The 26,256-nt window shown below is 55.9% G+C and carries 21 protein-coding genes; 12 read left to right on the top strand and 9 right to left on the bottom strand.

The window, feature by feature from the left end; translation table 11 throughout:
* Nucleotides 1-40: 40 nt before the first annotated feature.
* The 5 genes from CPH65_RS23535 to CPH65_RS23515 form a co-directional block, all read right to left on the bottom strand.
* A complete protein-coding gene (locus tag CPH65_RS23535; protein ID WP_096176123.1) occupies nucleotides 41-697 on the bottom strand; it encodes a 3-oxoacid CoA-transferase subunit B in 657 nt (218 codons plus the stop codon).
* Nucleotides 690-1,352, bottom strand: coding sequence for a CoA transferase subunit A (locus CPH65_RS23530; RefSeq protein WP_096176122.1), 663 nt, complete (start codon nucleotides 1,350-1,352; stop codon nucleotides 690-692). The genes CPH65_RS23535 and CPH65_RS23530 overlap by 8 nt, the downstream gene beginning before the upstream one ends.
* An 81-nt stretch (nucleotides 1,353-1,433) precedes the next feature.
* A complete protein-coding gene (locus tag CPH65_RS23525; protein WP_096176121.1) occupies nucleotides 1,434-1,748 on the bottom strand; it encodes a hypothetical protein in 315 nt (104 codons plus the stop codon).
* A gap of 4 nt (nucleotides 1,749-1,752) precedes the next feature.
* Nucleotides 1,753-3,090, bottom strand: a complete 1,338-nt coding sequence (locus CPH65_RS23520; protein ID WP_096176120.1) for an acyclic terpene utilization AtuA family protein — start codon at nucleotides 3,088-3,090, stop codon at nucleotides 1,753-1,755.
* A 46-nt stretch (nucleotides 3,091-3,136) separates the two neighbouring features.
* The gene (locus tag CPH65_RS23515) at nucleotides 3,137-4,441 is read right to left on the bottom strand and encodes a CitMHS family transporter (RefSeq protein ID WP_096176119.1); all 1,305 of its coding nucleotides are present in this window, start codon (nucleotides 4,439-4,441) and stop codon (nucleotides 3,137-3,139) included.
* Between the two features lie 404 nt (nucleotides 4,442-4,845).
* Between CPH65_RS23515 and CPH65_RS23505 the strand changes: the two genes are divergently transcribed.
* Nucleotides 4,846-5,766 (top strand): LysR family transcriptional regulator, encoded by a 921-nt coding sequence (locus CPH65_RS23505; RefSeq protein WP_096176117.1) that lies wholly within the window; start codon nucleotides 4,846-4,848, stop codon nucleotides 5,764-5,766.
* A gap of 50 nt (nucleotides 5,767-5,816) precedes the next feature.
* Here the strand turns inward: CPH65_RS23505 and CPH65_RS23500 are convergent, their stop codons facing one another.
* Both CPH65_RS23500 and CPH65_RS23495 read right to left on the bottom strand, forming a co-directional pair.
* Nucleotides 5,817-7,904, bottom strand: coding sequence for a TRAP transporter permease (locus tag CPH65_RS23500; RefSeq protein ID WP_096176116.1), 2,088 nt, complete (start codon nucleotides 7,902-7,904; stop codon nucleotides 5,817-5,819).
* A 97-nt stretch (nucleotides 7,905-8,001) separates the two neighbouring features.
* On the bottom strand, nucleotides 8,002-9,006 hold the full coding sequence (locus tag CPH65_RS23495; protein WP_096176115.1) for a TAXI family TRAP transporter solute-binding subunit: 1,005 nt from the start codon (nucleotides 9,004-9,006) through the stop codon (nucleotides 8,002-8,004).
* A 328-nt stretch (nucleotides 9,007-9,334) separates the two neighbouring features.
* Between CPH65_RS23495 and CPH65_RS24870 the strand changes: the two genes are divergently transcribed.
* Nucleotides 9,335-9,469: a hypothetical protein gene (locus CPH65_RS24870; protein WP_256385205.1), complete on the top strand. Its 135-nt coding sequence runs from the start codon at nucleotides 9,335-9,337 to the stop codon at nucleotides 9,467-9,469.
* Here the strand turns inward: CPH65_RS24870 and CPH65_RS23485 are convergent.
* Nucleotides 9,456-10,394, bottom strand: coding sequence for a LysR family transcriptional regulator (locus CPH65_RS23485; protein WP_096176113.1), 939 nt, complete (start codon nucleotides 10,392-10,394; stop codon nucleotides 9,456-9,458). The two genes, CPH65_RS24870 and CPH65_RS23485, sit on opposite strands and share 14 nt — an antisense overlap.
* A gap of 174 nt (nucleotides 10,395-10,568) precedes the next feature.
* On the opposite strand from CPH65_RS23485, the gene speB (CPH65_RS23480) reads away from it, so the two are divergent.
* From speB (CPH65_RS23480) to metH, 10 genes are all read left to right on the top strand, one after another.
* Nucleotides 10,569-11,507 carry an agmatinase gene (gene speB / locus CPH65_RS23480; protein ID WP_096176112.1) on the top strand — a complete coding sequence of 313 codons (939 nt, stop codon included), beginning with the start codon at nucleotides 10,569-10,571 and terminating at the stop codon, nucleotides 11,505-11,507.
* Nucleotides 11,508-11,557: 50 nt separating this feature from the next.
* Complete coding sequence (locus CPH65_RS23475; protein WP_096176111.1) at nucleotides 11,558-12,538, top strand: ABC transporter substrate-binding protein; 981 nt, start codon at nucleotides 11,558-11,560, stop codon at nucleotides 12,536-12,538.
* A gap of 25 nt (nucleotides 12,539-12,563) precedes the next feature.
* Nucleotides 12,564-13,358, top strand: coding sequence for an ABC transporter permease (locus CPH65_RS23470; RefSeq protein ID WP_096176110.1), 795 nt, complete (start codon nucleotides 12,564-12,566; stop codon nucleotides 13,356-13,358).
* A gap of 12 nt (nucleotides 13,359-13,370) precedes the next feature.
* Nucleotides 13,371-14,153, top strand: coding sequence for an ABC transporter ATP-binding protein (locus tag CPH65_RS23465; RefSeq protein WP_096176109.1), 783 nt, complete (start codon nucleotides 13,371-13,373; stop codon nucleotides 14,151-14,153).
* 54 nt (nucleotides 14,154-14,207) lie between these two features.
* Nucleotides 14,208-15,257 carry an agmatinase gene (gene speB, locus CPH65_RS23460; protein ID WP_096176108.1) on the top strand — a complete coding sequence of 350 codons (1,050 nt, stop codon included), beginning with the start codon at nucleotides 14,208-14,210 and terminating at the stop codon, nucleotides 15,255-15,257.
* A 38-nt stretch (nucleotides 15,258-15,295) separates the two neighbouring features.
* Nucleotides 15,296-16,732, top strand: a complete 1,437-nt coding sequence (locus CPH65_RS23455) for an FAD-binding oxidoreductase (RefSeq protein WP_096176107.1) — start codon at nucleotides 15,296-15,298, stop codon at nucleotides 16,730-16,732.
* Between the two features lie 36 nt (nucleotides 16,733-16,768).
* Nucleotides 16,769-17,953, top strand: a complete 1,185-nt coding sequence (locus tag CPH65_RS23450) for an aminotransferase (RefSeq protein WP_096176106.1) — start codon at nucleotides 16,769-16,771, stop codon at nucleotides 17,951-17,953.
* A gap of 609 nt (nucleotides 17,954-18,562) precedes the next feature.
* On the top strand, nucleotides 18,563-19,546 hold the full coding sequence (locus CPH65_RS23445) for a metalloregulator ArsR/SmtB family transcription factor (RefSeq protein ID WP_096176105.1): 984 nt from the start codon (nucleotides 18,563-18,565) through the stop codon (nucleotides 19,544-19,546).
* A gap of 112 nt (nucleotides 19,547-19,658) precedes the next feature.
* Nucleotides 19,659-20,576: a methylenetetrahydrofolate reductase [NAD(P)H] gene (metF, locus tag CPH65_RS23440; RefSeq protein WP_096176104.1), complete on the top strand. Its 918-nt coding sequence runs from the start codon at nucleotides 19,659-19,661 to the stop codon at nucleotides 20,574-20,576.
* Between the two features lie 74 nt (nucleotides 20,577-20,650).
* Nucleotides 20,651-24,349 (top strand): methionine synthase, encoded by a 3,699-nt coding sequence (gene metH, locus CPH65_RS23435; RefSeq protein WP_096176103.1) that lies wholly within the window; start codon nucleotides 20,651-20,653, stop codon nucleotides 24,347-24,349.
* Between the two features lie 604 nt (nucleotides 24,350-24,953).
* On the opposite strand, the gene CPH65_RS23430 is transcribed toward metH, so the two are convergent.
* Nucleotides 24,954-26,234 carry an amidase gene (locus CPH65_RS23430; RefSeq protein ID WP_157747872.1) on the bottom strand — a complete coding sequence of 427 codons (1,281 nt, stop codon included), beginning with the start codon at nucleotides 26,232-26,234 and terminating at the stop codon, nucleotides 24,954-24,956.
* Nucleotides 26,235-26,256: the final 22 nt, after the last annotated feature.

Raw genomic sequence — 26,256 nt, 5'->3', positions numbered from 1 at the left:
CTGATTATGGATGCTATAAGCGGGCGGTTGGCCGAAATGCTTAGCTTGCCAGTTTCATTGTGATTACGTTGTCCGGGATGATCAGTTTGGCCTCGGTTGCTGCGATCACTTGATCAACGGAGACGTCTGGGGCGACTTCCCTGAGAACCAAACCATCTTCCGTTGGTTCGATGACAGCCATATCGGTCACGATAAGGTCAATCCGGCGCAGCGCGGTCAGCGGCAAATTGCATTCTTTAACAATTTTGGGACTGCCCTTGGCTGTATGCGTCATGGCAACGATGACGCGCTTTGCACCTTCGACAAGATCCATTGCGCCGCCCATGCCCGGAACCATCTTGCCCGGAACCATCCAGTTGGCGAGTTGACCTTTTTCATCGACTTGCAGTCCGCCGAGAACTGTCAAATCCAGATGGCCACCGCGGATCAGCGCGAAAGAAAACGCGGAGTCAAAACCGCATGCTCCCGGCATTGCGCCTATCGGGCTACCACCCGCATCGGTGAGGTCTTCATCGTGCAATTGCGGGTCCGGCAGCGGGCTCATGCCAAGGATGCCGTTTTCCGACTGAAAGAAGATTTCCACGCCTTGGGGCAGATAGTTGGCTACCATGGTTGGCAAGCCAATGCCCAGGTTTACCAGATCACCACTTTTCAATTCGCATGCAACACGGCTTGCGATAATCTGCTTGTTATCCATTGCGTTGCTCCTTTCTGACCAGATAGTCCACGATCACATGAGGGGTTGCGATGAGGTCTGGAGCCAGTGCACCGGTCGGGACAATACTCGCCGGTTCGGCAAGCACAGTCTGCGCTGCCATCGCCATCAGCGGGTTGAAGTTGCGCGCCGTCAAATTGTAGGTGAGGTTCCCCAGATAGTCGGAGCATTTGGCATTGACGAGTGCAAAGTCAGCCTTCAGGGGCTTGGCCAGAATGAAGGTCTTGCCATCAATTTCGATCGTGTCCTGACCTTCTTCAGCGAGGGTGCCGACGCCTGTTGGCGTGACCACAGCCCCAAGACCACAACCGCCTGCGCGGATGCGTTCTGCAAGCGTGCCTTGCGGTACCAGCTCGACTTCAATCTCACCAGCAATCATTTTCTGCTGGGTGATCGGGTTTGTGCCGATATGGCTAGTGATAAGCTTCGCTACCAGACCGGCATCAACCAACTTGCCGATGCCAGCATTTGGGCGGGCGGTGTCATTTGCAATGATGGTCAGATTGCCTGTTTGCTGCCTGACCAATTCGTCGATCAACTGTGGCGGGGTGCCAACACCCATAAAGCCACCGATCATGAGGACGGAACCATCGGTGATTTTTTCGACGGCGCCCTCAAGGGAAATAACCTTGGACATGTTTCTGCCTTTGAGAAGAGAAGAGGCTCCAGGTGTTCCGAGGGAGGATACAAAGAGGAAATCACCTGGAGCCTGATGGCATCAGCTGCGGGAATCGGCAATTTCCATTGCCATCAGCGCTGACGCCAGACACTTGCCGTGGGGATCCAGAGCGAGGGAACGGGTTACACCGCCACCAAGCGCCTGTTGCATGACGAAGTTCAGAGCTCCGATTGACGGAAGTTCATAGCGAACAACGTCGCCTTCAACGATCCCGGCAAAATGGGCTTTGACTTTTTCTGCGGTCACCTCCCGAGCGAGAAGTTCATAATCGCTCGGGTCATAGGCAATCACGGAAATGTTGGAGATGTCACCTTTGTCGCCGGTACGCGAATGGGCAATATCAAAGAGTTTCATGATTTCAAGCCTCGATGAACTGAATGGACGGGGTGACTTGTTCGCGCGGCAGCAGGGCCGAGAGCATTGCGACTACCTGCTTGGCAGATTTTGTGGCTCCGCCACCACCTGCCGGACCATTGGTGTAGAGGGTTTCTACCTCGTTGCCGATCCTGCCTGCTTCTTTCATCGTATCGCAACGACCTGTCACGCGAATGCGCACTTCGGTGGGTTCGGGCTGTGGCGCCAGAACGTCCTTGTGAATGGCGTTGACCCCGATGAGATCGAACCGCAATTCATTGGCTTCCAGACCAATGATCTGAAGGCGTTCCTTGACGATTTCCAGTGCCAGTTCGCCGCGCGCTCGAGCGCCCGGACCTGCATAGGACATTTCGCCCGAGCCCATATATCCATCGACATAACCAACGGATGCTTTGAGGGTTTCAGGGCGCGCAGTACCAGTGACATTGCCAACCTTGACGCGATCCTGACCGTCTTGCTCGAAGGTAATCTGCGAGAAGTTGGCTGTAACATCAGGGGTCAGGTAACGTGCAGGGTCGTGAACCTCATAGAGGATCTGTTCCTTGCAGGTGTGAACCGTGACGGATCCGCCCGCTTCAGCAATCTTGGTAATGACGATATCGCCATTTTCCGTTACTTCGGCAATCGGGAAGCCGAGGTGGCCGAGGCCCTCAATGTCCTTCTTGCCTGGTTCGGCAAAATACCCACCAGTAACCTGGCCGCCACATTCCAGCAAATGGCCAACGGCAGTCCCTTTGGCCATCTTGTCCCAATCATCCAGCGCCCAGCCAAATTCGACGATCTGCGGGGCAAGGAACATGGAAGGATCGGCAACGCGGCCGGTGATGACCACGTCGGCTCCGTCCTTCAGAGCCTTTGCAATCGGCTCACAGCCAACATAGGCATTGGCAGAAACGATCGTGTTGGACATCGAGGAAACCGGCATGCCGGTTTCGGTGATTTTGTTGTCGCCAGATTTGAGGACTTCCAGAACGTCATCCCCAAACACAGCTGCGACCTTGAGCTGGCCGAGACCGAGCTGAACGGCAATCTCGTGCGTGCGTTTTGCCGCAGCGACCGGGTTTGCAGCGCCCATATTGGTGATGATCTTAATGCCGTTCTTCTTGCATGCCGGCAGTACAGCCAGCATGCGGTCGTCGAGAAGGGCATCATAGCCCTTCTCCGGATCATTGAGTTTTGCCTTCTGGGCAATCGCAATGGTCCGTTCGGCGAGACATTCGAACACCAGATAGTCGATGTCTCCTTTTTCCGCCAACTCTACGGCGGGCTCGATACGGTCCCCGGAGTAACCGGCGCCGGACCCAATACGGATGGTCTTCATATCGATTTTCCTTGTTGTTGTTATTCTGTGGCTATCCAACGACCGATCACAGCGGGAAGACACCAAACAAGATGGCTGCAATTGTCATGATGAGCGTGATTGCAAAGGCCAGCGGGATGGTGAATTTCTGATGCTCACCGAGCGGAACGCCGGTCAAGCCAATCAGAAGGAAGGTCGATGCTGTCAGCGGGCTGACAGGGAAGCCGGTGGTCATCTGACCAAGAATGGACGCCTGACCAATCGCGACAGGATCGCCACCAAATGTCTGATAGACTTCTGCGATGACTTTCATGACGCCGAAATAGTAGCTGTCCGGATCAAACAGCAGGCTCAATGGCATGGACAACACGCCAACTGCGGCTGGCATATGCGAAGCAAATTCGGGAGAAACGAAGCCTGCTGCGGTTTCTGCCATGGCTTTGAGCATGCCGGTTTCGCGCATGATGCCGGTGAATGCGCCGGCAGCAAACAGGATGGATGCCATCATCAGGGCTGCTTTGGCATGCGCATCAATGCGGGTCTTTTGGGCTTCTGGCCGCGGATAGTTGATCAGCAGAGCAAAGACGGTGCCGAGCATGAAGGAAATGGCGGCAGGAAGAATGCCCGTGATCATCGCTGCAATCACTGCAATGGTAAGCAGGATGTTCACCCAGAACAGTTTTGGACGGCGATTTGCTTGTTCTTCTTCGGTCAATTCGCGAACATGGCTTTCGCCTTTGGCGAAATCGGAGCCTGCATAGCCAAGGCGTTTTTCTTCACGCAAGCCGAGCAAATAGGCAAAGCCGAGAACCGAGAGCATGCCGACAATCATGACGCCGATCATCGGGTTGAAGACTGTTGTGACTTCAACGCCCAGCGAGGAGGCTGCCCGCAATGTTGGACCACCCCAGGGCAACATGTTTGCTGTCCCTGCGGCTATCGCAGCAATCGCTGCCAGAACAACGCGCCGCATTTTCAGTCTGTCATAGAGCGGTAACATGGCAGGAATTGTCACCAGGAATGTGACGGCACCGGACCCATCGAGATGGACCATCATTGCAAGAATCGCCGTGCCGACCGTGATGCGTGCTGGTTTCATGCCAACTGTTTTTAGAACGCGGTTGATGATGGGGTCCATCATTCCGGCATCGGAGAGAATCCCGAAGAAGACGATGGCAAAAACGAACATCACCGCAACAGGTGCGATCTTCTTGATACCCGCTACCATGAAACCGGTTGTTTCCAGTCCGAAGCCGCCAATCAAAGCGGCTGCAATCGGAATAAGAATCAGCGCAACCAGTGGCGAGAGTTTGTTCGTCATGATCGTTGCGAGTAACGCAAGGATCGTGACAAGACCCAATAGTGCTAGCATTTCATCCCTCAGCTTTCAGGACATCCCACATGCGGCATTGTTTCCCTTCGCATGTTGGTGCCTTTATTAGTTTATAATGCAGTGTAGGGATAATTACATATGTATTTTCACTTCCCTTGGGGATGTGAATATTACCCCTCCCAAACTGAATGCAAGTTTTATTCTTAAGCTTGCGGAGCATATATTATTTGAAATCTATATATAAAAAAATTGAAATTAAATGATTTCAGTTATAGGAATTGATTATAAGAGGGTGGTTAGCTGCCTTGAAAATATTGAACTTTATCTGGACTCATTCAAAGGGCCAAATTTTCCTTCACGATTCAAGACTTGCTCACCTCATCGGTGGGTCCGGAAATTGATCTTGTTCACTAGGGTGAAGTAGGTTCTGGCAAGGAGAAATCATGCAACCCAGCTTCCGTCAAATCCGAGCCTTTCTTGCCGTGGCGTCTCATATGAAATTCGTGCGTGCCGCGGAGGAGCTTCATATCTCTCAACCGGCGCTAACGGTGCAGATCAGCCAATTGGAAGAAGCGCTTTCCATCAAGCTCTTCAATAGAAACCGCCGCGAGGTTTCTCTTACTCCAGCGGGGCAAAATCTTTTGCCCATGTTTGAGCGTATTGTTGCTGACCTGGAAGAAGTTATGGCGGCCAGCACGGAAATCCACCACGCTCGCCGTGGTGTGGTCCGTATTGCGGCCCTGCCGTCGGTCACGTCTCGAATCGTGCCTTACGCCATGGCTCGCTTCAGACAGACCCACCCGAACATTCAGATCAAGGTCAAAGACGTGGTGGCTGAAACCATTGTGGAACTGGTCAAGGATGACAAGGTTGATTTCGGTATCGGGACGCGTCTCACACCGGACAGCGAGATCAAGGTGGAGAATTTCATCACCGATGATGTCTGCGCCTTCTTTCAGGATGGACATCCTCTGCAAGATGGCCCCCCTGTCCTGAAGCTGTCCGATTGCACAGCCTATCCTCTGGTGCTTACGGGTAAGAACAGCTCTGTCCGGGTTCTTTTTGAGAGGTCAATGGCACGTGAAGGGGCCGAAGTGGATATTGCTTCAGAAGCAAATTATATGTCCACGGCCCTCGGTATGGTCTCCGCCGGGTTGGGCGTTGCCATTCTGCCGATGTCTGCGATCCATGCCGGGAGCGTTTCCGGGCTTGCCTATAAACGGATTGACGCTCCATGGCTGCATAGACGTGTGGGGATTATCCGGAAAGCCAATCGAACAGATTCTCCCGTTGCTGAGCAATTCATCAGAGCCCTGCACCACGCGACAGCGAGCCTCCCAAACGATCCATTCCAAAAGCTCTGAGAGACGCAGAAGCTCCGAGACCAAAGCCAGAGTGCCGCGTTGCTCGGCTCTTATCCTGTTTGCGATGGCTGCCAAAAGCGAGGCAGCAACTGGCGCAGAATGATCGGAGCGACTACGGCCAGTCCTACTGCTGTTGCAACTAAATTGGGCGCCACCAGTAGCAAGGCGGCAACAACCAGCACGATGCGCTCAAACCAGTAGAGCGGGGCAAAAAGCCAGTTGGAAACGGCCGATGCCAATACCCAGATTCCGAGAACCGCGCCACCAAAGGCCAAAGCGAAGGCCTGCCAGGTGAAGCCATCGGTGACGATCAACAGAGCTGGCTGAAAGGCGAAGACGAAGGGGACGAGGGCCTTTCCCATGCTGAGACGGAAAGCCGTATTCCCCGCCTTGAAAGCGTTCGCTCCGGCTATCCCTGCGCCCGCATAGGCAGCCATGGCCACCGGCGGTGTCACATCCGCGAGCACGCCGTAATAAAAGACGAAATAGTGAGCCACCATCTGCTGCACGCCGAGCATGCCCAGAATGGGAGCGGCAACTGCGACCATGATGATATAATTTGCAGTCGTGGGGATGCCGCAGCCCATCAGAATGCAGACCACGGCGGTCAACATGAGCGTGAACAGCAAGGTCAGCGAGGGAACGGTCATCAGCTCGAACGGCAAAAAGGCGATCAGCCCATGCATCGTTGTTGCCCAATCCTGCGCGATGCTGGTGACCATATAAGCGATCTTGAAGCCGACGCCGGTCAGGGTGACAACGCCAATCACAACACCCACAAGCGCTGCTGCGGCGGTCACCGACAACGACTGCTTGGCACCCAGAATGAAGCCCTGAAAGACCTCATGGGCCGTTCCCTTGATGCCCCCAATGAGACCTGAGGCCATAACCTGCTGGATGGCCAGAACGACGATGCAGGCAGAGATGGAATAGAAGGCTGCGGCAAAGGGGGTGCGTCCGGACAAGAGAACCGCAATCAGAATGACCAATGGGATGACAGACAGCCAACCCTTTTTCAGCACTTTCCAAGCGTTCGGCAATTCAGAGGCAGACAAGCCTCTGAGGCCGAGGCGACGGGCTTCGAGATGGACCTGAACCAGAACGCCGAAGAAATGCATGAAAGCCGGGACCAGCGCGGCTGTCAGGATCGTTGTCAGCGGCACGTTGAGATATTCGATCATCAAAAAGGCGACGGCCCCCATGACGGGCGGGGTGATTTGGCCACCGGTCGAGGCCGCCGCTTCAACGGCCGCTGCAAAATGGCGCGGATAGCCGATGCGGATCATGGCGGGAATGGTGAGCGCTCCGGTGGTCACCGTGTTGGCGATGGACGAGCCGGATATGGACCCCAGCATGGCCGAGGACAGGACGGATACTTTTGCCGGACCACCGGCATAGCGTCCGGCAAGGGCGGATGCGACATCGATAAACAACTGACCCAATCCGATGCGCGTGGCCATGACACCAAACAGCACGAAGTGAAACACATAAGTGGCAATGACACCAAGGGCTGTGCCGTAGATCCCTTGGGACGTGAGATAGAGATGGTTGACAATATTGGCCCAACTTGCGCCCGGATGAATGAGGATTCCGGGCATTGATTTGCCGAAATAGGCATAGGCAATGAAGAGCAGTGCGATCACGGGCAACGGCCATCCCATGGACCGGCGCACCGCTTCGAGCAGCACGACGATCATGATCGTTCCCATGAAAATGTCGATAGGCAGAGGATTGCCGACGCGGAAGGCCAGCTCGCTATAGATCCAGGGAACATAAAGTGCACTGAGCACCCCGGCAATGGCGAGGACCCAGTCGACAAGGGGCAGTCCGAAAGGCGCCTTCCAACTCGGCGTGACGACCTTGTTGCCGAATGCGGAGAAACTGAGAAAGACCACCAGCAATGTCACACCCAGATGCAGTCCGCGATGAACCGTCGCCTGAGGAATGCCATAGCCGGCTGTGTAATAATGGTAACACGAGAGCAGAAACAGGATCATCGCGGTGATGACGCTCAGTGGCCAACCCAAGGTTCTAAAACGCATTTCCGGGTCGTATTCTTCCTCGATTGCCTGAAGTTCTTCGGCAGAAAGAGGATGGATATCCTCGACTTCGTCCTGATTCTTGCGGGCCTCGGTCATCCCATGCGCTCCTGTCGGATAGTGGTAAAGGGGCCGAGATCTGCCTCGCCCCCTTTGATCTATCGAGAGTTCGGGCAGGAACCCGAACCGATGTGGCTTATTTCAGCAGGCCAGCTTCTTTGTAGAATTTCTCTGCACCCGGATGAAGCGGAATGCCAACGCCGTCAAGAGCGGTATCTGGTGTGATCATCTTGCCTTTGGCATGGCCAGCGTCAAGCAGCTTGCGGGTGCTTTCGTTCCAAAGGGCCTTGGTGATGTTGTAGACCAGCTCTTCGGGCTGATCCGCGCTCGTTACCCACTGGGCACCAACGGAAAGCGTATTCACGCTGTCTGCATTGCCTTCATAGGTGCCACCCGGGATGGTGTCGGGACCAAAGAACTTGAAGTCTTCACAGATCTTGGGTGCTTCTTCGCAGGTGATCGGGATCAGCTTGACATCGTGCTGGCTGGCCAGCTCGGAGATGGCACCGGCAGGATAGCCACCAACGAAGAAGAAGGCGTCCATTGCACCGTCGCGCATCCGGTCAGCCGCCTGATCAGGCTTGAGATATTCTGGATCGATATCGTCTTCAGTGATGCCATAGCCATTGATGATGATCTTTGCATCAACAAGGGTACCCGAACCGGGTTCGTCCATGGAAACGCGTTTCCCCTTCAGATCGGTAACGCTGTTGATGCCAGACTCAGCGCTGGCCACCAGGTGGATGCTTTCCGGATAGAGATTTGCGATGGCGCGCAGTTTTTCAACGGCAGGTTTGCCTTCCCAGATGCCGGTTCCTGTATAGGCCCAGGTCGCAACGTCGGACTGCGAAAAGCCCGATTCAAGCGTTCCACCAGCAATGGCGTTGATGTTGGCAACCGAGCCGTTGGCCGACAGGGCCGAGGCAACAAGGCCCGGAACGCCGCAAGATCCGCCTTGGTCACAAGGACGAGAACCCGGAGGGTTCGAAATCGCGTTGGCAAGAAGTCCACCAATCGGATAGTAGGTTCCAGCGGTCCCGCCGGTGCCGATACGGAAAAACGCCATATCCTGAGCAACAACTGCCGAAGCGGTCATGCTGAGCGCAATTGCGGCGCCCGCGAGCATCTTGAAATGTTTCATAATTATCTCCTCATTTTTACTGCAGTGACCAAAAGCTTGACCCTAACAAGTCCTAGAGCCCAAGTCGATGAAAATAGTTATTCATTGCAATGCCATGTATTCGTAGATCGACGGAATTGTCTTGACCGAATGAACTGCAATGAACCCTCCGATGACGCGTGTGTGGTCGACTTGATGAACACTTCTCGCCTTGTGCAGGATCAAGGTTATTCAGATCCTTGCCAAGTAGTCTATGGTTTCAATCCCCATAACTGCATCGAATGCTGCATTCGCCGTGCGGCATTCCATCGCGGCATTCCATCGCGGCATCCTTTTGTAGCGAAACATTTTGAATGTAATCGTCGTCGCCCTTGCTGGCATTGCTCCTGCCGGTATCTACCGCACCCTGAATGTCTTCCTGCGCTTTTTGCCGTATCGCAAGTGCCCCAAAACGGAACGCATTACACATTTCATTGCTGCGTAGTGTTCGCCACCTTATGCTTGCTTTGGGCTTCCATCAGGCTCTCGCGGAAAGCAATCGCCAGGGGCGACATCACACTTGGCGGGAAGTGCGCTACGCAAAATCCGACCGTGAAATTGATCAAATCGGGCCGCAGGGCGCGCATCTTTCCCTCTTCCACCCACTGCTTGGCATAATGGTTGGGCAAGAAAGAAATATAGCGCCCGCTTAGCACCAGATGTGTGTTGCATTCCATCGAGCTTGAGGTGGCTGCCGGTGGCTGGTTGAACAGGGCGGTCACCGCCGAAGAGTTGGTGTAGCCGCGCCGGACATATTGTTGCTGAGAAATATTCTCCAGAGTCAGCTTCTCGACCGGTGCGTCGAAGAGCGGGTGCCCTTTGCCGCAATAGAGATATTGCTGTTCCTTGAAGATCTGCTCAAGCTGAACCGGGGCACTGATCGGCTGGTTCGAGACGATTGCGATGTCCACCCGCCGCTTGAGAAACGCGTTGGCGGCCTGATTGGGCGTGATCAGCGTTATGAACAGATGCACGTCAGGCGCCCGCTTGTTGAAAATCGCAATTGCCTCATGCAAGGCACAGGCTGGATTTTCGATGCAGGCGTCAAGCACTCCCACATGTAGCTCCCCCGTCAGACGGCCGCGCATCGCACTGATTTCCGTGCGGAAATTATCCAGCACGGCAAAGCATTTGATTGCCTCTTCAAAGATGCGCTGGCCGTGCTCTGTGAGCGAAAAGCCCGAACGCCCGCGGTTGCAGAGTTTGAAACCCAATCGCGTCTCTAGCGACGACATTTGTGCGCTGATCGTGGAGCGCGAAAGCCCCAGTTCGTCCTGCGCAGCGCTAAAACCGCTATGCTCAACGACGGCCTTGAAAATTCGCAATTGCTTGAGATCGGCGCTGCTGAGGGGAGGGACCGGAGAAACCACAATAGGTTTCCTTTTCTGGACGTTTAGTTTTGTACTTTGATATTATCGGACGTTCTTCGATATGGCAACATTCGTACAACAAAAGCATAAGAATGGAGCCAGAGCGTGTCAGAAAACGGCATTGAGAAACTGAAATCAAAAGAAGGCCAGCCTTCATTCACGCCAATCTCCGGAATGGACATGCCCCGTTTCGCCGGGCCGGTCAACTTCATGCGCCTGCCGCATCTGACATGGGACGACGACGCAGTCGAGCAAGTCCAAATCGGTATCGTCGGCGTTCCATGGGATGGAGGAACCACCAACCGCCCCGGCGCTCGCCATGGTCCACGCCAGCTTCGTGATCTGTCCACGATGATCCGCTGGATTAACCCCGCCTCCGGCATCAATCCTTATGAAGCCTGCAACATCGCCGATATGGGAGATGCGCCGGTCAACCCTGCTGACATGGCCGACAGCCTTGATCGGATCACGACTTTCTACAAAGTCCTGAAAGAGAAGAACATCGTGCCAATGACGGCTGGCGGTGACCATCTCATCTCCTATCCGGTGCTCAAGGCCATTGCAGCAACCTCTCCGGTCGGCATGATCCATTTCGACGCTCACACCGATCTCTTCGATAATTATTTTGGTGGTTTCAAATATACCCACGGCACTCCGTTCCGCAGGGCCATTGAAGATGGCCATCTCGATCCCAAACGCACCGTTCAGATCGGCATTCGCGGCGCAATGTATAACGATGACGATATCGTCTGGGGTCTTGAACAGGGCGTCCGCATCATCCGCATTGAAGAAGTCGAAGACCGCGGCATCAAGGACGTGATGGCAGAGGCGCGCAAGATTGTCGGTGACAAGCCCACCTATGTCAGCTTCGATATCGACTCTATCGATCCAGCCTTCGCGCCGGGCACGGGCACGCCGGAAATCGGCGGTTTCACAACTCGCGAAGCGCAGCGCATGGTGCGGCTCCTTGAGGGACTCAACCTCATAGGAGCGGATCTCGTCGAGGTTTCCCCTCCCTTTGACAATACGGGCGGCACGGCTTGGGTCGGCGCCAATATTATGTATGAGCTTTTGTGTGTTCTCTCGCAATCTCCGGCAATCAAAAGCAAATGAAACTTAATCAATAAAAATCACCTAACCAAAACCATCCAGAAGGTTACGCAATGAAAAAGCTTTCAACCAAACTCTGTGTCGCGGCTGCGGCAGCAATCATATCAGCGACCTCCTACAGTTCTGCATTCGCTGAAGACCTCACAATCGGCTTCTCGACATGGGTCGGTTATGGCCCGCTCTACATCGCTCAGGAAGAGGGCTTCTTCGAGGATGAAGGTCTGGACGTCGATCTGGTTAAAATGGAAGACGTGAAGACCCGCATGCCAGCCCTTTCTGCCGGTCGCATCGATGTGGCTGCGACCACCGTTGACACCGTGCTTGGCTTCACCACCGAAGCACATCCGCTGACCTATCTGTTTGCCGTTGATGACAGCAGCGGCGGCGATGGTATCGTGGCCAACAAGGACATTGCCTCGGTTGCCGATCTCAAAGGCAAGAAGGTCGCCTATACCGAAGGCTCCGTATCGCAGTTCTTCCTTGGTGCGCTGCTCAAGGATGTCGGGCTCAAGGTCTCTGACGTTGAAAGCCTCAACATGACCGCAGGTGATGCTGGTGCAGCTTTTGTCGCCGGTCAGGTTGATGCCGCCGTGACCTGGGAGCCTTGGCTGACCCGCGGTAAGCAGGCCGACCATGGCAAGATTCTCGTCGACAGCAGCAGCACGCCGGGCCTCATTACCGACATCATGGTGACCACCAAAGAGGCCTATGCCAAGCGGGGCGACGACTTCAAGGCGCTCTATCGCGCATGGTCCAAAGCTGTCGCGTGGCAACAGGCCAACCCGGAAGCGGCCGACAAGATCATGGCAAAAGGCGTCGGCGGCTGGCTTGAAGATGCTGAGGTCTTTGCCGAAACCCGCGCGGGCATCGTCTATTACGACAGCGCGAAAAACGAAAGCTTCATGGATCCTGCAAATGCAGACGGCATCATGAAAACCATAAAGGCAGCTGCGGAACTCGGCAAGGAAGCCGGTCTGTTCACCGCAGAGGTTGATCCTGCTTCGATGATCGCCAGCGGCGTCATCAACAAGTAACGATAACAAAACTGGAGCAGGCATCATGCGTACCAAGTCAATTTTGTCGCCCAAGGTCGACATTCCACGCAGCATTTATATCTCGCTTGGCGTGCTATCCGTTCTGACCGTTCTGGGCTTATGGTGCCTGCTCACTTATGGCGGCTTTACGCCAAGGGATTTTCTGGCGACGCCGGGGCAGGTTGTCGCGGCGGCCATCAAACGCATTTCGAACCTGTCTTTGTTCGAACATATGGGCGCCTCTTTATCAGTGATCCTGTCGGGCTTCATCCTCGCGTCCATCTTCGCGGTTCCCATTGGAATCCTGATGGGGTCATTCCGCGCGGTTCAGGCCTTTTTCGAGCCGATCACCGGTTTCATGCGCTATATCCCCGTCTCAGCCCTCATTCCGTTGCTCATTCTGTGGATCGGGATCGGCATGGGGCAGAAGATCATGGTGATCTTCCTTGGCACATTCTTCCAGCAGTTGATCCTGATTTCGGATGTATCCTCGCGGGTCAGCAAGGATCTGATTGACAGCGCCTACACACTGGGCGCCAACCGTCGACAGGTGATCTGGCGGATTTTGTTGCCGGCCTGCATGCCCGGCGTGATGGATAACCTGCGCGTGACAATGGGATGGGCTTGGACGTATCTGGTGGTTGCCGAACTGGTGGCCGCCGACAGCGGGCTTGGCTACATGATCCTCAACGCCATGCGCGGCCTGTTCACCGACGTCATTCTGCTCGGTGTCTTCACCATTGGTATTCTTGGCCTGATCACCGATTTCATTTTCAAAATGCTGCGCCAGCGTTTGATGCCTTGGTCCGCTGATTTTTAAGGAAATTTTCCAATGAGTTTGCTTGCTATTAGCAATGTCGGCGTGGTGTTTCACCCCAAGCACAAACCGCCCGTTACGGCCCTGAAGAATGTTTCTCTGACCGTTCCGCACAATACATTTTCCGTGATCGTCGGACCTTCGGGATGCGGCAAGTCCACGCTCTTGCGTCTGGTTGCCGGCCTCGAAGAACCGAGCTCGGGCGAATTGCTGCTCGACGATGAAGTGATCGATGGTCCCTCCGCCGACCGGGGTATGGTGTTCCAGAGCTATACGCTCTATCCGTGGCTATCTGTGCGCGAGAACATCATGTTCGGCCCGACGCTCCAGAAGCTGCCAAAGGCAGAATGCAAGGACATTGCCGACGGCCTCATTCAAGCCGTGCAATTGTCGGGCTTTGCGGATTCCTATCCCAAGGAGCTTTCGGGCGGCATGCGCCAGCGTGTCGCTCTCGCCCGTGCCCTGGCCAACAATCCGCGCATCCTTTTGATGGACGAGCCTTTCGGCGCGCTCGACAGCCAGACGCGTCAGTTGATGCAGGAGCTTCTGCTCGACATCTGGCAAGAACACCGCAAGACGGTTCTGTTCATCACCCATGATATCGACGAGGCCATTCTGCTTGGCGACGAGGTGCATGTGATGACGGCCCGCCCGGGCCGGATCAAGAAATCCATGTCCATCGACATCGAGCGTCCGCGCGGCATGGGCACGCTGACCTCCCCGGATTTCATGGCCTACAAGCGGGAGATTCTGGAGTTGATGCATTACGAGGCGGTCCGCGCCAGCGAAGGGGTCTGAACGCGATCATCCAGACACTCGCTTTCCGCTTTCGCACTTTTGGGAGAAAAGACCATGAGCTGGTCCTCTGACAAGTTGGACGCCTTGCGTCAAAAGTTTGCCGACGCTGCTGCGTCCGATATGTTCAACCCGCGCTTTGCCCGTGTGGCCGACAAGATCTTCGCCAAGAACGGCACGCGCATCGCACCCTATGCCGGGATGCAGACCTTCTGCTCCGCTCCGTCTCTGCAGCCCGGTGAAGCGTTCGACCTTGGCGATCTGCAAGTGGCCATGCTGGGCGTGCCAATGGATCTTGGCGTCACCAACCGTCCCGGCTCCCGCTTTGGACCCCGCGCCTTGCGCCATATCGAACGAATCGGCCCTTACAATCACGTGCTCGACTGTGTGCCGACACAGGATCTCAGGGTTGCTGACATTGGCGATGTTCCCATTGAAAGCCGCTTTCGGCTGGAACAGAGCCATGACAATATCGAGGCCTTCATCGCCAAAATCGTAGAGCAGGGTGTAGCACCGCTTTCGGTTGGCGGCGATCATTCAATCAGCCATCCGATCTTGCGTGGGGTTGGCAAGAAGGAACCGGTTGGCATGATCCATATCGATGCCCATTGCGACACCGGTGGCCCCTTTGATCAAACCAAATTCCACCATGGTGGCCCTTTTCGTAATGCGGTGCTCGATGGAGTGCTTGATCCCGAACGCACAATCCAGATCGGCATTCGTGGCTCGTCCGAGTATCTCTGGGAGTTCAGCTATGAGTCAGGCATGACCGTCATCCATGCCGAGGAGATCTCGGCCATGGGCATTCCGGCTGTCATTGCCAAAGCGCTCGAAATTGTCGGCGATGGCCCCACCTACCTCTCATTTGATATCGATAGCCTTGATCCGTCCTATGCTCCGGGAACCGGGACACCGGAAATCGGCGGTCTGACGACCCGAGAAGCGCTTGAGCTGCTGCGCGGTCTCAAAGGCGTTAACCTCGTGGGAGGCGATGTCGTGGAAGTGGCGCCTCAATATGATGCCAACACCAACACCGCCCAAGCGGGAGCGCAAATTCTGTTCGAGATTCTCAGCCTTATGGTCTTCAGTTCGTCGATCAATGCCTGAACACTTGGACGGACTTTGACGGATCTGAAAGGGAAGCCATGCGCAACACACCGCGCGACAAACAGGGTGACATACCGGGCAACGTATTGCCTCAGACGCTGAAGTCGGCACTCGCCGCACTGCTCGGGCCATCCGGTTTTATGTCTGGTGCGAGTGTGCCATCGCGTAATCATGGCGACGCCAGTGTGATGGCGGGTGCAAAGCCTCTTGCAGTGCTGCGCCCTCAGACAACCGAAGAGCTGGCCGAAGCCGTCAAGCTCTGCGCTGAACAGTCCGTCGCCATCACTGTGCAGGGCGGACTTACGGGTTTGTGTGGTGGGGCGATCCCGTCGCCCGGTTCTGTGGCGCTGTCGCTTGAGAGGATGAACAAGATCCTCTCCATTGACCCGGTCGCCATGACCGCCACAATTGAGGCTGGCGTGCCGCTTCAAGCACTGCAGCAGGCCGCTGAAAAGAGCGGCCTTTTGTGCCCCGTTGACTTTGGTGCCCGAGGCAGCTGTACCATCGGCGGCACTGTTGCCACCAATGCCGGGGGCACACGCGTCTTGCGCTATGGCATGACACGCCAATCCGTGTTGGGGCTGGAAGTGGTGCTGGCCGACGGCTCCATTCTTGATGACCTCTCCCCCATGCTCAAGAACAATGCCGGATTTGATCTCAAGCAGCTTTTCATCGGATCGGAAGGGAGCCTCGGGGTCGTCACCCGCGTGGTTCTGGCGCTGCAGCCAAAGCCGGGCTGGTCCGAACTGGCAATGGTTGCGACCAGAGACTTTGACAGTGCCATGCAGGCCTTCGTCCGGGCGCGGCGAAAACTGGGCCCGCGCCTTTCCACCTTTGAAGTCATGTGGCCCGACTATTGGTCGATGGTCACTCAGAATGTGACCGGCTGCAGCGATCCCTTTCCCGACCCTCACGACTTTTATTTCCTCATCGAGGCGAGCGGCCCTGAGGAGGCTGGCTGCGGGGCCGTTCTTGAGGCCTATCTCTCGGACTGCTTTGAGGCCGGGATTGTCGAGGACGCGGTGCTAGCCAAATCGCTGAGCGAGACCGAAAGGCTGTGGGCCATTCGCGACGCCAGTGCAGAGATCGAGCCTGTGCTCGGTGAGCATGAAAGCTTTGACATTTCGCTTCCCATCCATTCCCTCGGCCCCTTTGCACAGGCTTGCCGCACCGCTCTGAACGAAGCCTACCCGCAGGTGAGGGCCGTCTTTTTCGGTCATGCTGCCGATGGCAATCTGCATATCATGGCCTCGGTCCCGATGTCCTCGCCCGCGGGCCACACGGCGATCGAGAAAATCATCTATGACCTTGCCAGATCCTATCGCGGCAGCATATCGGCCGAGCATGGTATTGGCGCACTGAAAAGGCCATGGTTGGGCCATTCGCGCAGCCCATTGGAGCTTGCGCTGATGCAGAATTTGAAGACAACGCTGGATCCGAATAACCTCCTTAATCCGGGGAAAGTGCTTCCGTAAGGCTGCCATCCGCAATTGGTTTTGAAAAGAGAACAGATGTCTGAAACTTCCTCTCCCGCCGGGATCAATCCACTGGTTGCCCGCCTGTCTCCGCCGCCCATCCCGAAGGTTCAAGCTTGCCTTAGCCGCTATGATGGAGGAAAGGGCCCCTCAATCGATCTATCGCAGGCGGTGCCCGGCTATCTGCCCCATCCCGACTTGCTGGGATGGCTCTCAGAGGCCGCGGGCAGCGCCAGTCTTGCCGGTTATGGGGCCATTCAGGGCGAATTGGGTTTGCGCGAAGCGCTCGCTCGGGACGTCTCAACCGCCTATGGCAGCAAGGTTGAGGCCAAGAATGTGCAAATCACGGCTGGTGGCAATCAGGCCTTTTTCATCACGGCTTTGGCGTTAACCAGACCCGGCGACGAGGTTCTTATTGTTCGTCCTTTCTATTTCAACCACGAAATGACACTCGATATGCTTGGCATTACGGTGCGCTTTGTCGATGCCTTGGCGGAAGATGGTTTTGTGCCGAACGCCGAAGCCCTCAAAGAGGCCATGACGAAAAAGACCCGTGCCGTTTATATCGTCACACCGAACAATCCGACGGGCGCGGTCTATCCTTCGACCTTCCTTGAGGCTGCTTATGAGATTTGCCGGGATGCGGGCGCTTATCTGGTGGTAGATGAGACCTATCGGGACTTTCTCGATCAGGGAGCAGGCCGCCCGCACGCCCTATTCAGTAAACCTGACTGGGAGAGCCATTTTGTGCATCTCTACAGCTTCTCCAAGGTCTTTTGCATTCCGGGCCACCGGGTCGGTGCCGTGCTGTGCGGCGGGACGCTGATGGAGCAATTGCTCAAGGTAATGGACAATCTGCAGATTTGTGCTCCAAGGCCTGCCCAGCATGCGGTCGCCAAGGCCATCGAAACGCTCGGTGAGTGGAGAGTGGACAACAGAGCCGAGATCGCCTTGCGCCGAGAAGCCTTCAAGGCTGCGATCGCTTCGGTTGACGGCTGGGAGATTGCATCGATCGGTGCCTATTTTGCCTATCTCAAACACCCGTTTGGTGCTGAGGACGCGATGCAGATTACCCAAAGGCTCGCAGGTGACCATGGCATCCTGATGTTGCCCGGCACCGGTTTTGGCGCCAACCAGCAGGCCTATTTGCGGGCAGCCTTTGCCAATGCCGAGAGCGACGTTATCGCGACCTTGCGCTTTCGCCTGCCGAGCAGCTTTTGACGCCCCTCACACTTTCCCGCCGGCGTGACCATTGGAAAAAGCGGTGACATAGCAACGGTGATCTATAAACCAATCGTCTGAGCAACGGATAGGGTGTCAGACACAAGATCGGGGCCAGACACAAGATCGGGGCCAGACACAAGATCGGGGCCAGACACAAGATCGGGGTCAGGCATCCGCAGTCTGACTTTCTCTATCGTCAGGAGTTGGGTGATTGGCACAAGTCAGGGTTTCTGCATTCCTTGAAGGCAGCCTTCTCGCGCGCGCAACAGCGCCTCTATGTGCAGGGCCGCCTGTCGCACGGGCAAAAGGGATCAACGCCTTGTTCCTGCTCCGAGACGGTGACCAGATACGCCAAATCCCAGTGGGTCCTGTTTTTGGCGTTCATCAAGAGGCCAGGTCGCAGGATTGGCCGCGCTCAGTCTCTGTCAGGTTTTGGAATGAGCGATTGCCTATCGCAAAGCCCTGCCAGTCTCTGGCCGGCTTTGTTTGATTGGGGTACGAATTTGTTAGGGACTTTTGTCATTGCCTTGTGAGCTGTGGCAAGAATGGTCTTGATTGGCTAATTCTCATCGTATAAAGATATCTTTATATGTTTGAGGGTAGTCAATGTTAGCACTTGAAGAAATGGTTGGACTGTTGAAGGCCAGTGGTGAGACGACGCGGTTGCGCCTGCTTGCGTTGCTGGCCGAGGGGGATTTGTCGGTCAAGGATTTGACGGCTATTCTCAATCAGAGCCAGCCGCGCATTTCGCGCCATCTGAAGCTACTCTATGAGGCCGGGCTGGTTGAACGCCTGCCCGAAGGGGCTTGGGTTTATTACTGCCTGACGCAGGATGAGGCCAAGAGCAATCTTCTTTCGGCCTCGCTCAAGCTGCTGGATCGGGGCGATGTTATGATCCGCAGGGATCTGGAGCGCCTCCATCAGATCAAGGCAACCAATGTCCAGCAGGCAGCCGACTATTTCCAGCTCAATGCGGAGCATTGGGACGAATTGCGCGAGCTGCATGCGCCCGAAAGTGCCGTGGACCAAGCCATCATTTCCGCTCTTGGAGATCAGCCGGTCGAGCGCCTGCTGGATCTGGGCACCGGAACGGGGAGCATTCTGTCGCTTCTTGCGGGGTTGTGCCGTCAGGGACTGGGAATTGACGTCAACCGGTCGATGCTGGCGATTGCCCGTTCGCGGCTCGATGGCCCCAATCATGGCCATCTGCATGTCCAGCAGGGTGATATTCTGGATCTTGCCTCGCTTGATCGGCGGTTTGATCTGGTGACCCTGCATCAGGTGCTGCATTATCTCGACGATCCATCCGCAGCCCTGTTCGAGGCGGCCAATGTTATGGTGCCGGACGGGCGCATTCTGGTTGTCGATTTTGCCCCTCATGATCATGAATTCTTGCGAAAGGATCACGCGCACCGACGGTTGGGCTTCTCCCATGACGTCATGCGCCGCTGGATGGAGCAGGCCGGTTTCACGGTTGAACTGGCGCGTGATCTCAAGGCCGAGATGAAACCCGATGAAGCCTATTCGGCGCATTTGACGGTGACGATCTGGGTGGCGCGCAAAACGAGTGAAGCCGGTCGCAAGAGCTGACACGATTTATTATACCGCTTTCGGCTTGTTGACCGATTGGGTTTCGACCATTTGATCCTTTGCTCGCTGTTCGAGCGAAGCAGGGTCTGAAGTAATAGACGAAAGAGACACGATGACTCCCAATGCTGAACGAAGCGGTCGCCGTAGCCGGTCCGCCGACAAGCTGAAAATCTCCTTTGAGTTCTTTCCCCCAAAGAGTCCAAAGATGGAAGCCATGCTGTGGGAGAGTGTTCAGCGCCTTGCGCCGTTGGCACCCGAATTCGTATCCGTGACCTATGGAGCGGGCGGCTCTACCCGTGAGCGTACCCATGCCACGGTCGAGCGGATCATCAAGGAAGCGGGCATTCCGACAGCCGCGCATCTGACGTGCGTCGGGGCGACCAAGGAAGAAGTGAACGACGTCATCCGGTCCTATCGCGAGATTGGTGTCAAGCAGATCGTTGCCCTGCGCGGCGACCCCGTGGATGGGGTAGGGGCGAAATATGAAGCTCATGAAGGCGGCTACTCGGGCTCGCCTGCTCTCGTCTCGGGGATCAAGGAGCTGGGTGAGTTTGATGTCTTTGTCTCGGCCTATCCGGAGAAGCACCCGGAAAGCTCCGACTTTGCGACCGATATCGAGCTGTTGCGCCAGAAGGTGGACGCCGGGGCGACCAAGGCAATCACGCAGTTCTTCTTTGATAATGACCTCTATGAGGCCTTTGTTGAGCGGGTGCGGCGCGCCGGGATCTTCATTCCCATCGTGCCGGGCATCATGCCGATCCACAATTTCACCCAGGCCGCAGGATTTGCCACCCGGGCCGGGGCGAGTGTGCCGCAATGGCTGGCTAACCGGTTCGAAGGGCTGGAGAATGATGCTGATACCCATCGACTGGTGTCTGCTGCGATGGCTGCCGAACAGGTCGAGGATCTTCATGCGCGCGGCGTTGACGAGTTCCATTTCTACACGTTGAACCGGGCCAATCTGGTCTATGCCATCTGTCATTTGCTGGGGATGCGCCCGGTCAAGACTGCAACCGCGGATGCCGAATAACGCCAACCAACCGTTCAGTCTGAATTTTGCGAGGATATGCCTCGCACCTCTATCACGAGTGAAGGAAGAAGCTTATGCCGAGCCTGCCACTGAGTCCGTCCTATGATTTGCTGACCCGCCTTGCTGCCGAACGCATTCTTATTCTCGACGGGGCCATGGGGACAATGATCCAGCGTCTTGGCCTGACGGAAGAAGATTTCCGAGGTGAGCGTTTCAAGAGCTGGAATCAGGATCTGAAGGGCAACAATGACCTTCTGTCGATCACCAAGCCTGAAGCAATTCGCGATATCCATCGCCAGTATTTTGAAGCCGGTGCCGATTTTGCCGGCACCAACACATTCTCTTCCACGACCATCGCGCAGGCCGACTATGCCATGCAGCATCTGGCCTATGAGCTCAATGTGGAGAGTGCCAAGATTGCCAAGGAAGCGGCGCGCGATGTCGAATCCCGTTTCCCGGGCCGTCAGTGCTTCGTGCTGGGGGCCATGGGGCCGACCAACCGGACTGCGTCGATCTCGCCGGACGTCAACAATCCGGGCTATCGTGCGGTCTCCTTTGATGAGTTGAAGGACGCTTACCGCGAAGCGGCGCGCGGGTTGCTCGATGGCGGGGCGGATGCCCTGGCAGTTGAGACCATCTTTGACACGCTGAACGCCAAAGCCGCGCTGTTTGCCATCGAGGACGAGTTCGAGGCGCGCGGCATGCGCTGGCCGGTGATCATCTCGGGCACCATCACCGACAAGTCAGGCCGGACCCTATCCGGTCAGACGGCCGAGGCCTTCTATCACTCGGTGCGCCACGCCAAACCTTTTGCGGTTGGGCTCAACTGTGCCCTTGGCGCGGCCGAGCTGCGTCAGCATGTGGACGCTATCTCGCGGGTGGCTGAAACCCGCGTTTCGACCTATCCGAATGCGGGGCTTCCCAACGAATTTGGCGAGTATGATGAGAGCCCGGAGCATATGGCCGGGATTCTCGATGGTTTTGCGCGTGATGGTCTCATCAACATTGTTGGCGGCTGTTGCGGCACCACGCCGGATCATATTCGTGCCATTGCCGAGACGGTGAAGAAATATGATACCCGTCCTGTTCCTGAGATTACGCCCTTTATGCGCCTCAGCGGTCTTGAGCCTTTCACGCTGACGCCGGAGACCAATTTCGTCAACATCGGTGAGCGCACCAACGTGACCGGGTCGGCCAAGTTTCGCCGTCTGATCGAGGCCGGGGATTACGAGACGGCGCTTGATGTGGCACGCCAGCAGGTGGAAAGCGGCGCTCAGATCATCGATGTGAACATGGATGAAGGGCTGTTGGATTCCGAAGCGGCGATGGAGACCTTTCTCAATCTGATCGTTGCCGAGCCTGATATCTCTCGCGTGCCGGTGATGATCGACAGCTCGAAATGGAGCGTCATCGAGACGGGCCTCAAATGCCTTCAGGGCAAGTCCGTGGTCAACTCGATTTCCATGAAGGAAGGTCGTGAGCCGTTCGTCGCTCATGCCAAGCTGGTTCAGCGGTATGGCGCTGCGGTTGTTGTCATGGCCTTTGATGAAAAGGGACAGGCAGACAGCTTTGAGCGCAAGATCGAGATCTGCAAGAAGTCCTACGATATCCTCGTCAATGAAGTGGGTTTTGCGCCCGAGGATATTATTTTCGATCCGAACGTCTTTGCGGTCGCGACCGGCATCGAAGAGCACAACAATTACGGCGTCGACTTCATCGAAGCGACGAAATGGATCCGCAAGAACCTGCCTGGAGCGCATGTCTCGGGCGGTCTGTCCAACCTCAGCTTCTCCTTCCGCGGCAACAATATGGTGCGCGAGGCGATGCATTCGGCCTTTTTGTATCATGCCATCAAGGCGGGGCTCGATATGTCCATCGTCAACGCCGGTCAGCTGTTGGTCTATGATCAAATCGATGCGGAACTGCGTGAGCGGATCGAGGATGTGATCCTCAATCGCCGCGACGACGGCACGGATCGCCTTTTGGAAATTGCAGAACGCTTTTTGCACCAGAAGGGCGAGGCTCGGGTTGTTGACCTTAGCTGGCGTGAGTTGCCCGTCGCCAAGCGGCTTGAACATGCGCTCGTCAAAGGCATCAGTGATTATGTCGAGATCGATGCGGAAGAAGCGCGTAAGGCCTCCACACGGACCCTTGATGTGATCGAAGGGCCGTTGATGGACGGCATGAATGTGGTTGGCGATCTGTTCGGCGATGGCAAGATGTTCCTGCCGCAGGTGGTCAAGTCCGCTCGTGTGATGAAGAAGGCCGTGGCCTATCTGATGCCCTTCATGGAAGAAGAGCAGCAGGGCGAGAAGACCAGTGCCGGTAAGGTGCTCATGGCGACCGTGAAGGGCGACGTGCATGACATCGGCAAGAATATCGTTGGCGTTGTTTTGCAGTGTAACGGTTATGACGTGGTCGATCTGGGGGTCATGGTTCCGGCCAATGACATCCTTGAGGCTGCGCGCCGGGAGAAGGTGGACATCATCGGACTGTCCGGCCTGATCACGCCATCGCTTGATGAGATGTGCCATGTTGCCGCCGAGCTGGAACGAGAGGGATTTGAACAACCGTTGTTGATCGGTGGGGCCACGACCTCGCAGGTTCATACGGCGGTGAAGATCGCTCCGAACTATGAGCGCGGTCAGGCAATCTATGTGACCGATGCCAGCCGTGCGGTTGGGGTGGCAACCAAATTGCTGTCGCGCGACAAGGCTGACTATGTTGCCGATATCAAGGGCAGCTACATACAGGTTCGTGCCAAACATGAAGCGGCGCAGGACAAGAAGAAGCGCCTGACGATTGATCAGGCGCGGGCCAATGCGCAGAAGATCGACTGGGCCGGTTACAGCCCGGTTGCGCCTAGCTTTACCGGAACCAGGGTTTTTGAGAGCTATGACCTTGCTTCGCTGGTGCCTTTCATCGACTGGACACCTTTCTTCTCCACCTGGGAGATGAAAGGACGCTATCCAGCAATCCTTGAAGACGATCGGTATGGCGAGGCAGCGACAAGCCTCTTCAATGATGCGCAGGCGATGCTGAAGCGGATTGTCGAGGAGAAGTGGCTGACGGCTCGCGCGGTAATCGGCCTTTGGCCTGCCAATGCGGTCGGTGACGATATCGCGGTCTTCGCGGATGAGGCGCGCAGCGAGGAGGCGGCCCGTTTCCATGGCCTCAGGCAGCAAATCGCGGGACGGACAGCGCGTGCCAACATCTCGATCAGTGACTTTGTGGCACCTCAGGACAGTGGCGTGAAGGATTATATCGGTGGCTTTGCTGTCTCAACCGGGTTTGGCGAGGCGGACCGCGTGGCGGCCTTCGAAGCGGCAGAGGATGATTATTCAAAGATTCTCTTGCAGGCGCTTGCGGATCGCTTGGCTGAAGCTCTTGCAGAAGCCATGCACCAGAAAGTGCGCAAGGAACTTTGGGGCTATGCTGCCGATGAAACCCTCAGCCACGAGGCGCTCATCGAAGAGACCTATCAGGGCATACGGCCCGCTGCGGGCTATCCTGCCCAACCGGACCACACGGAAAAGGCAACATTGTTCGAGCTACTGGACGCGGAAGCTGCGACCGGCATCAAGCTGACCGAGAGCTTTGCCATGGTGCCGGGCTCGGCTGTCTCGGGGCTCTATTTCGCTCATCCGGACAGTCACTATTTCGGTGTTGGCAAGATCGAGCGGGATCAGGTTGCTGATTATGCGAAGAGAAAGGGCTGGGCGATTGAAGAAGCCGAGCGCTGGCTGGCTCCGATTCTCAATTACCGGCCTTGATGCTGCGATGCATTTTTCTTGGAGGGCCGGTGACTTAAGTCGCCGTTGACCTAAGTCTCTGGCCCTTCGAGTATTTCTCAAGTATATCAAAAAATAAAACCGGGATTTCTCCCGGCTTTTTTTATCCCCAATTTGAGGATTGATGTGTCTTTTCAAGCTTTTGTTTGAAATTTCGTGCTGTCTGGCACTCGGTGCTGGTCTATCCTCCTAAATAATACCAACGACGACTGCTGCAACGAATGCAAAGGCTGCACATACAAACATGATATTCAAAGATCTGATCATGTGATTGCTCCTCCTAGCCTTTTCTTTACAAGGGAAAGTCTAGGGCAACTCCAAAAATTGGAGAAGGGAAAAAATTGTTGCAGTGCGAATGAAAGCGGTAGATTGCATGCGAAATAGGGCCTAACTCCTTGTCTTCACTGAATTTGGTATGCGACAAACAAAAGACAGAATAGTGGGGGATAAGAGGGAAATGTTGCGGTGCATTATTCACAAAACTGTCAAGAAGCGCTGATCGAGGTCGAGACGCTTTTGTGCCAAGCAGGCCCTCAAGGACAAACGCAAGGCTGGCGGGCGTAAGAAAGCCAGACAGATTTCCTGATTATTGATTGATATGCCGTTTGATCGCGCCTTCGAGCCAATGCGCGAATTGAAGGGTGTTCCTGTCCGCCTGACATCGTCCGATCACCTGAACCCCAAGCGGCAAGCCGCTGTCGGTCATGAGACCGGCGACGTTGAGGCATGGCATGCCGAACAGCGTCCAGATCCGGTTGAAAATCGAGGATCCGGTCGACTGGAGCCCATAGGGAGCGGGGCCGGGGGCCGACAGGGAGATGAAGATGTCGAGTTCCTCGAAATAGTCATCTATTTCCGCGCTGGCAATTTCGGCGTTGATTTTTGCTTCGTCATAGTCGGACGGTGTGATCGTCTGGGCGAAGTCGAGGGTCTGGCGCAAGAGCGGGCTGAGGCGATCCACATGTTGGCTGTATTCCCAAGCCAGTGATTGCCGGGCTTCGAAATCCTGAATGATCTGATGGGCGTGGAAAGCCGCGATATAGTCGTCGCTTGGTTCGATTTCCACCAGCTCCGCTCCCCACGTCTTGAGACGGGCGGTCAACTCATCGAACTTGTGCCGATATTCCGGGTCGGCATCCTGCCATGTGTGACTTCTGACGATGCCAATGCGCGGCGAGGAGATGTTCTCCTCGAGATTGATGGCGAGATTGCGGCCGCTCAGAACCGAGGCGGCATAGGCAACATCGGCAACGGTCGCGGTAAACAGGCCAACTGTATCAAGGGACCAGGAAAAGTCCTTCAAACCCACTTTGGGCAGCAGTCCGAAGCTTGGCTTGTAGCCGGTGATGCCGCAAAAGGCGGCGGGGCGGATGGTCGAGCCTCCGGTCTGTGTGCCGATCGCTAGGTGTGCCATGCCCGCGGCGACGGCGGCTGCCGATCCCGATGACGACCCGCCCGGTGTGTGATCGAGATTGTAGGGATTGCACGTGATGCTGGGTTCCATAAAGGCAAATTCCGTCGTTACGGTTTTGCCGATAAGGGCGGCTCCCGCATTTCGGGCCAGCGTAACAATGGCGGCATCGCGCGCGGGTTCATGGTCGCGATAGATGATCGAATTGTATTCAGTGGGCAGATCCTGAGTTTCGAACACATCCTTGACGGCAAAGGCAATGCCTCTGAGGGGGGCATCCTCAGGCGTGTCTGAAGCGAGCGCGTGGCCGTTCAATGCCGTGAAGGCGTGAATGTCGCCATCAAGAGCTTGAATGCGCTCGATGCACTGTCCAATCGTGTCAGATGGCAACAGCTCACCGCTCATGATGCGCCTCAGCGTTTCGAGCAGGCTGATCGGCGCGACATGGTCTGGCAATTTGCAAGATTTCGTCACAACT

This window comes from Cohaesibacter sp. ES.047 (assembly GCF_900215505.1).
Lineage (GTDB): Bacteria > Pseudomonadota > Alphaproteobacteria > Rhizobiales > Cohaesibacteraceae > Cohaesibacter.
Note: the sequence above shows the minus strand (reverse complement) of the source record. Positions and strands in the feature narration are given on the sequence as shown.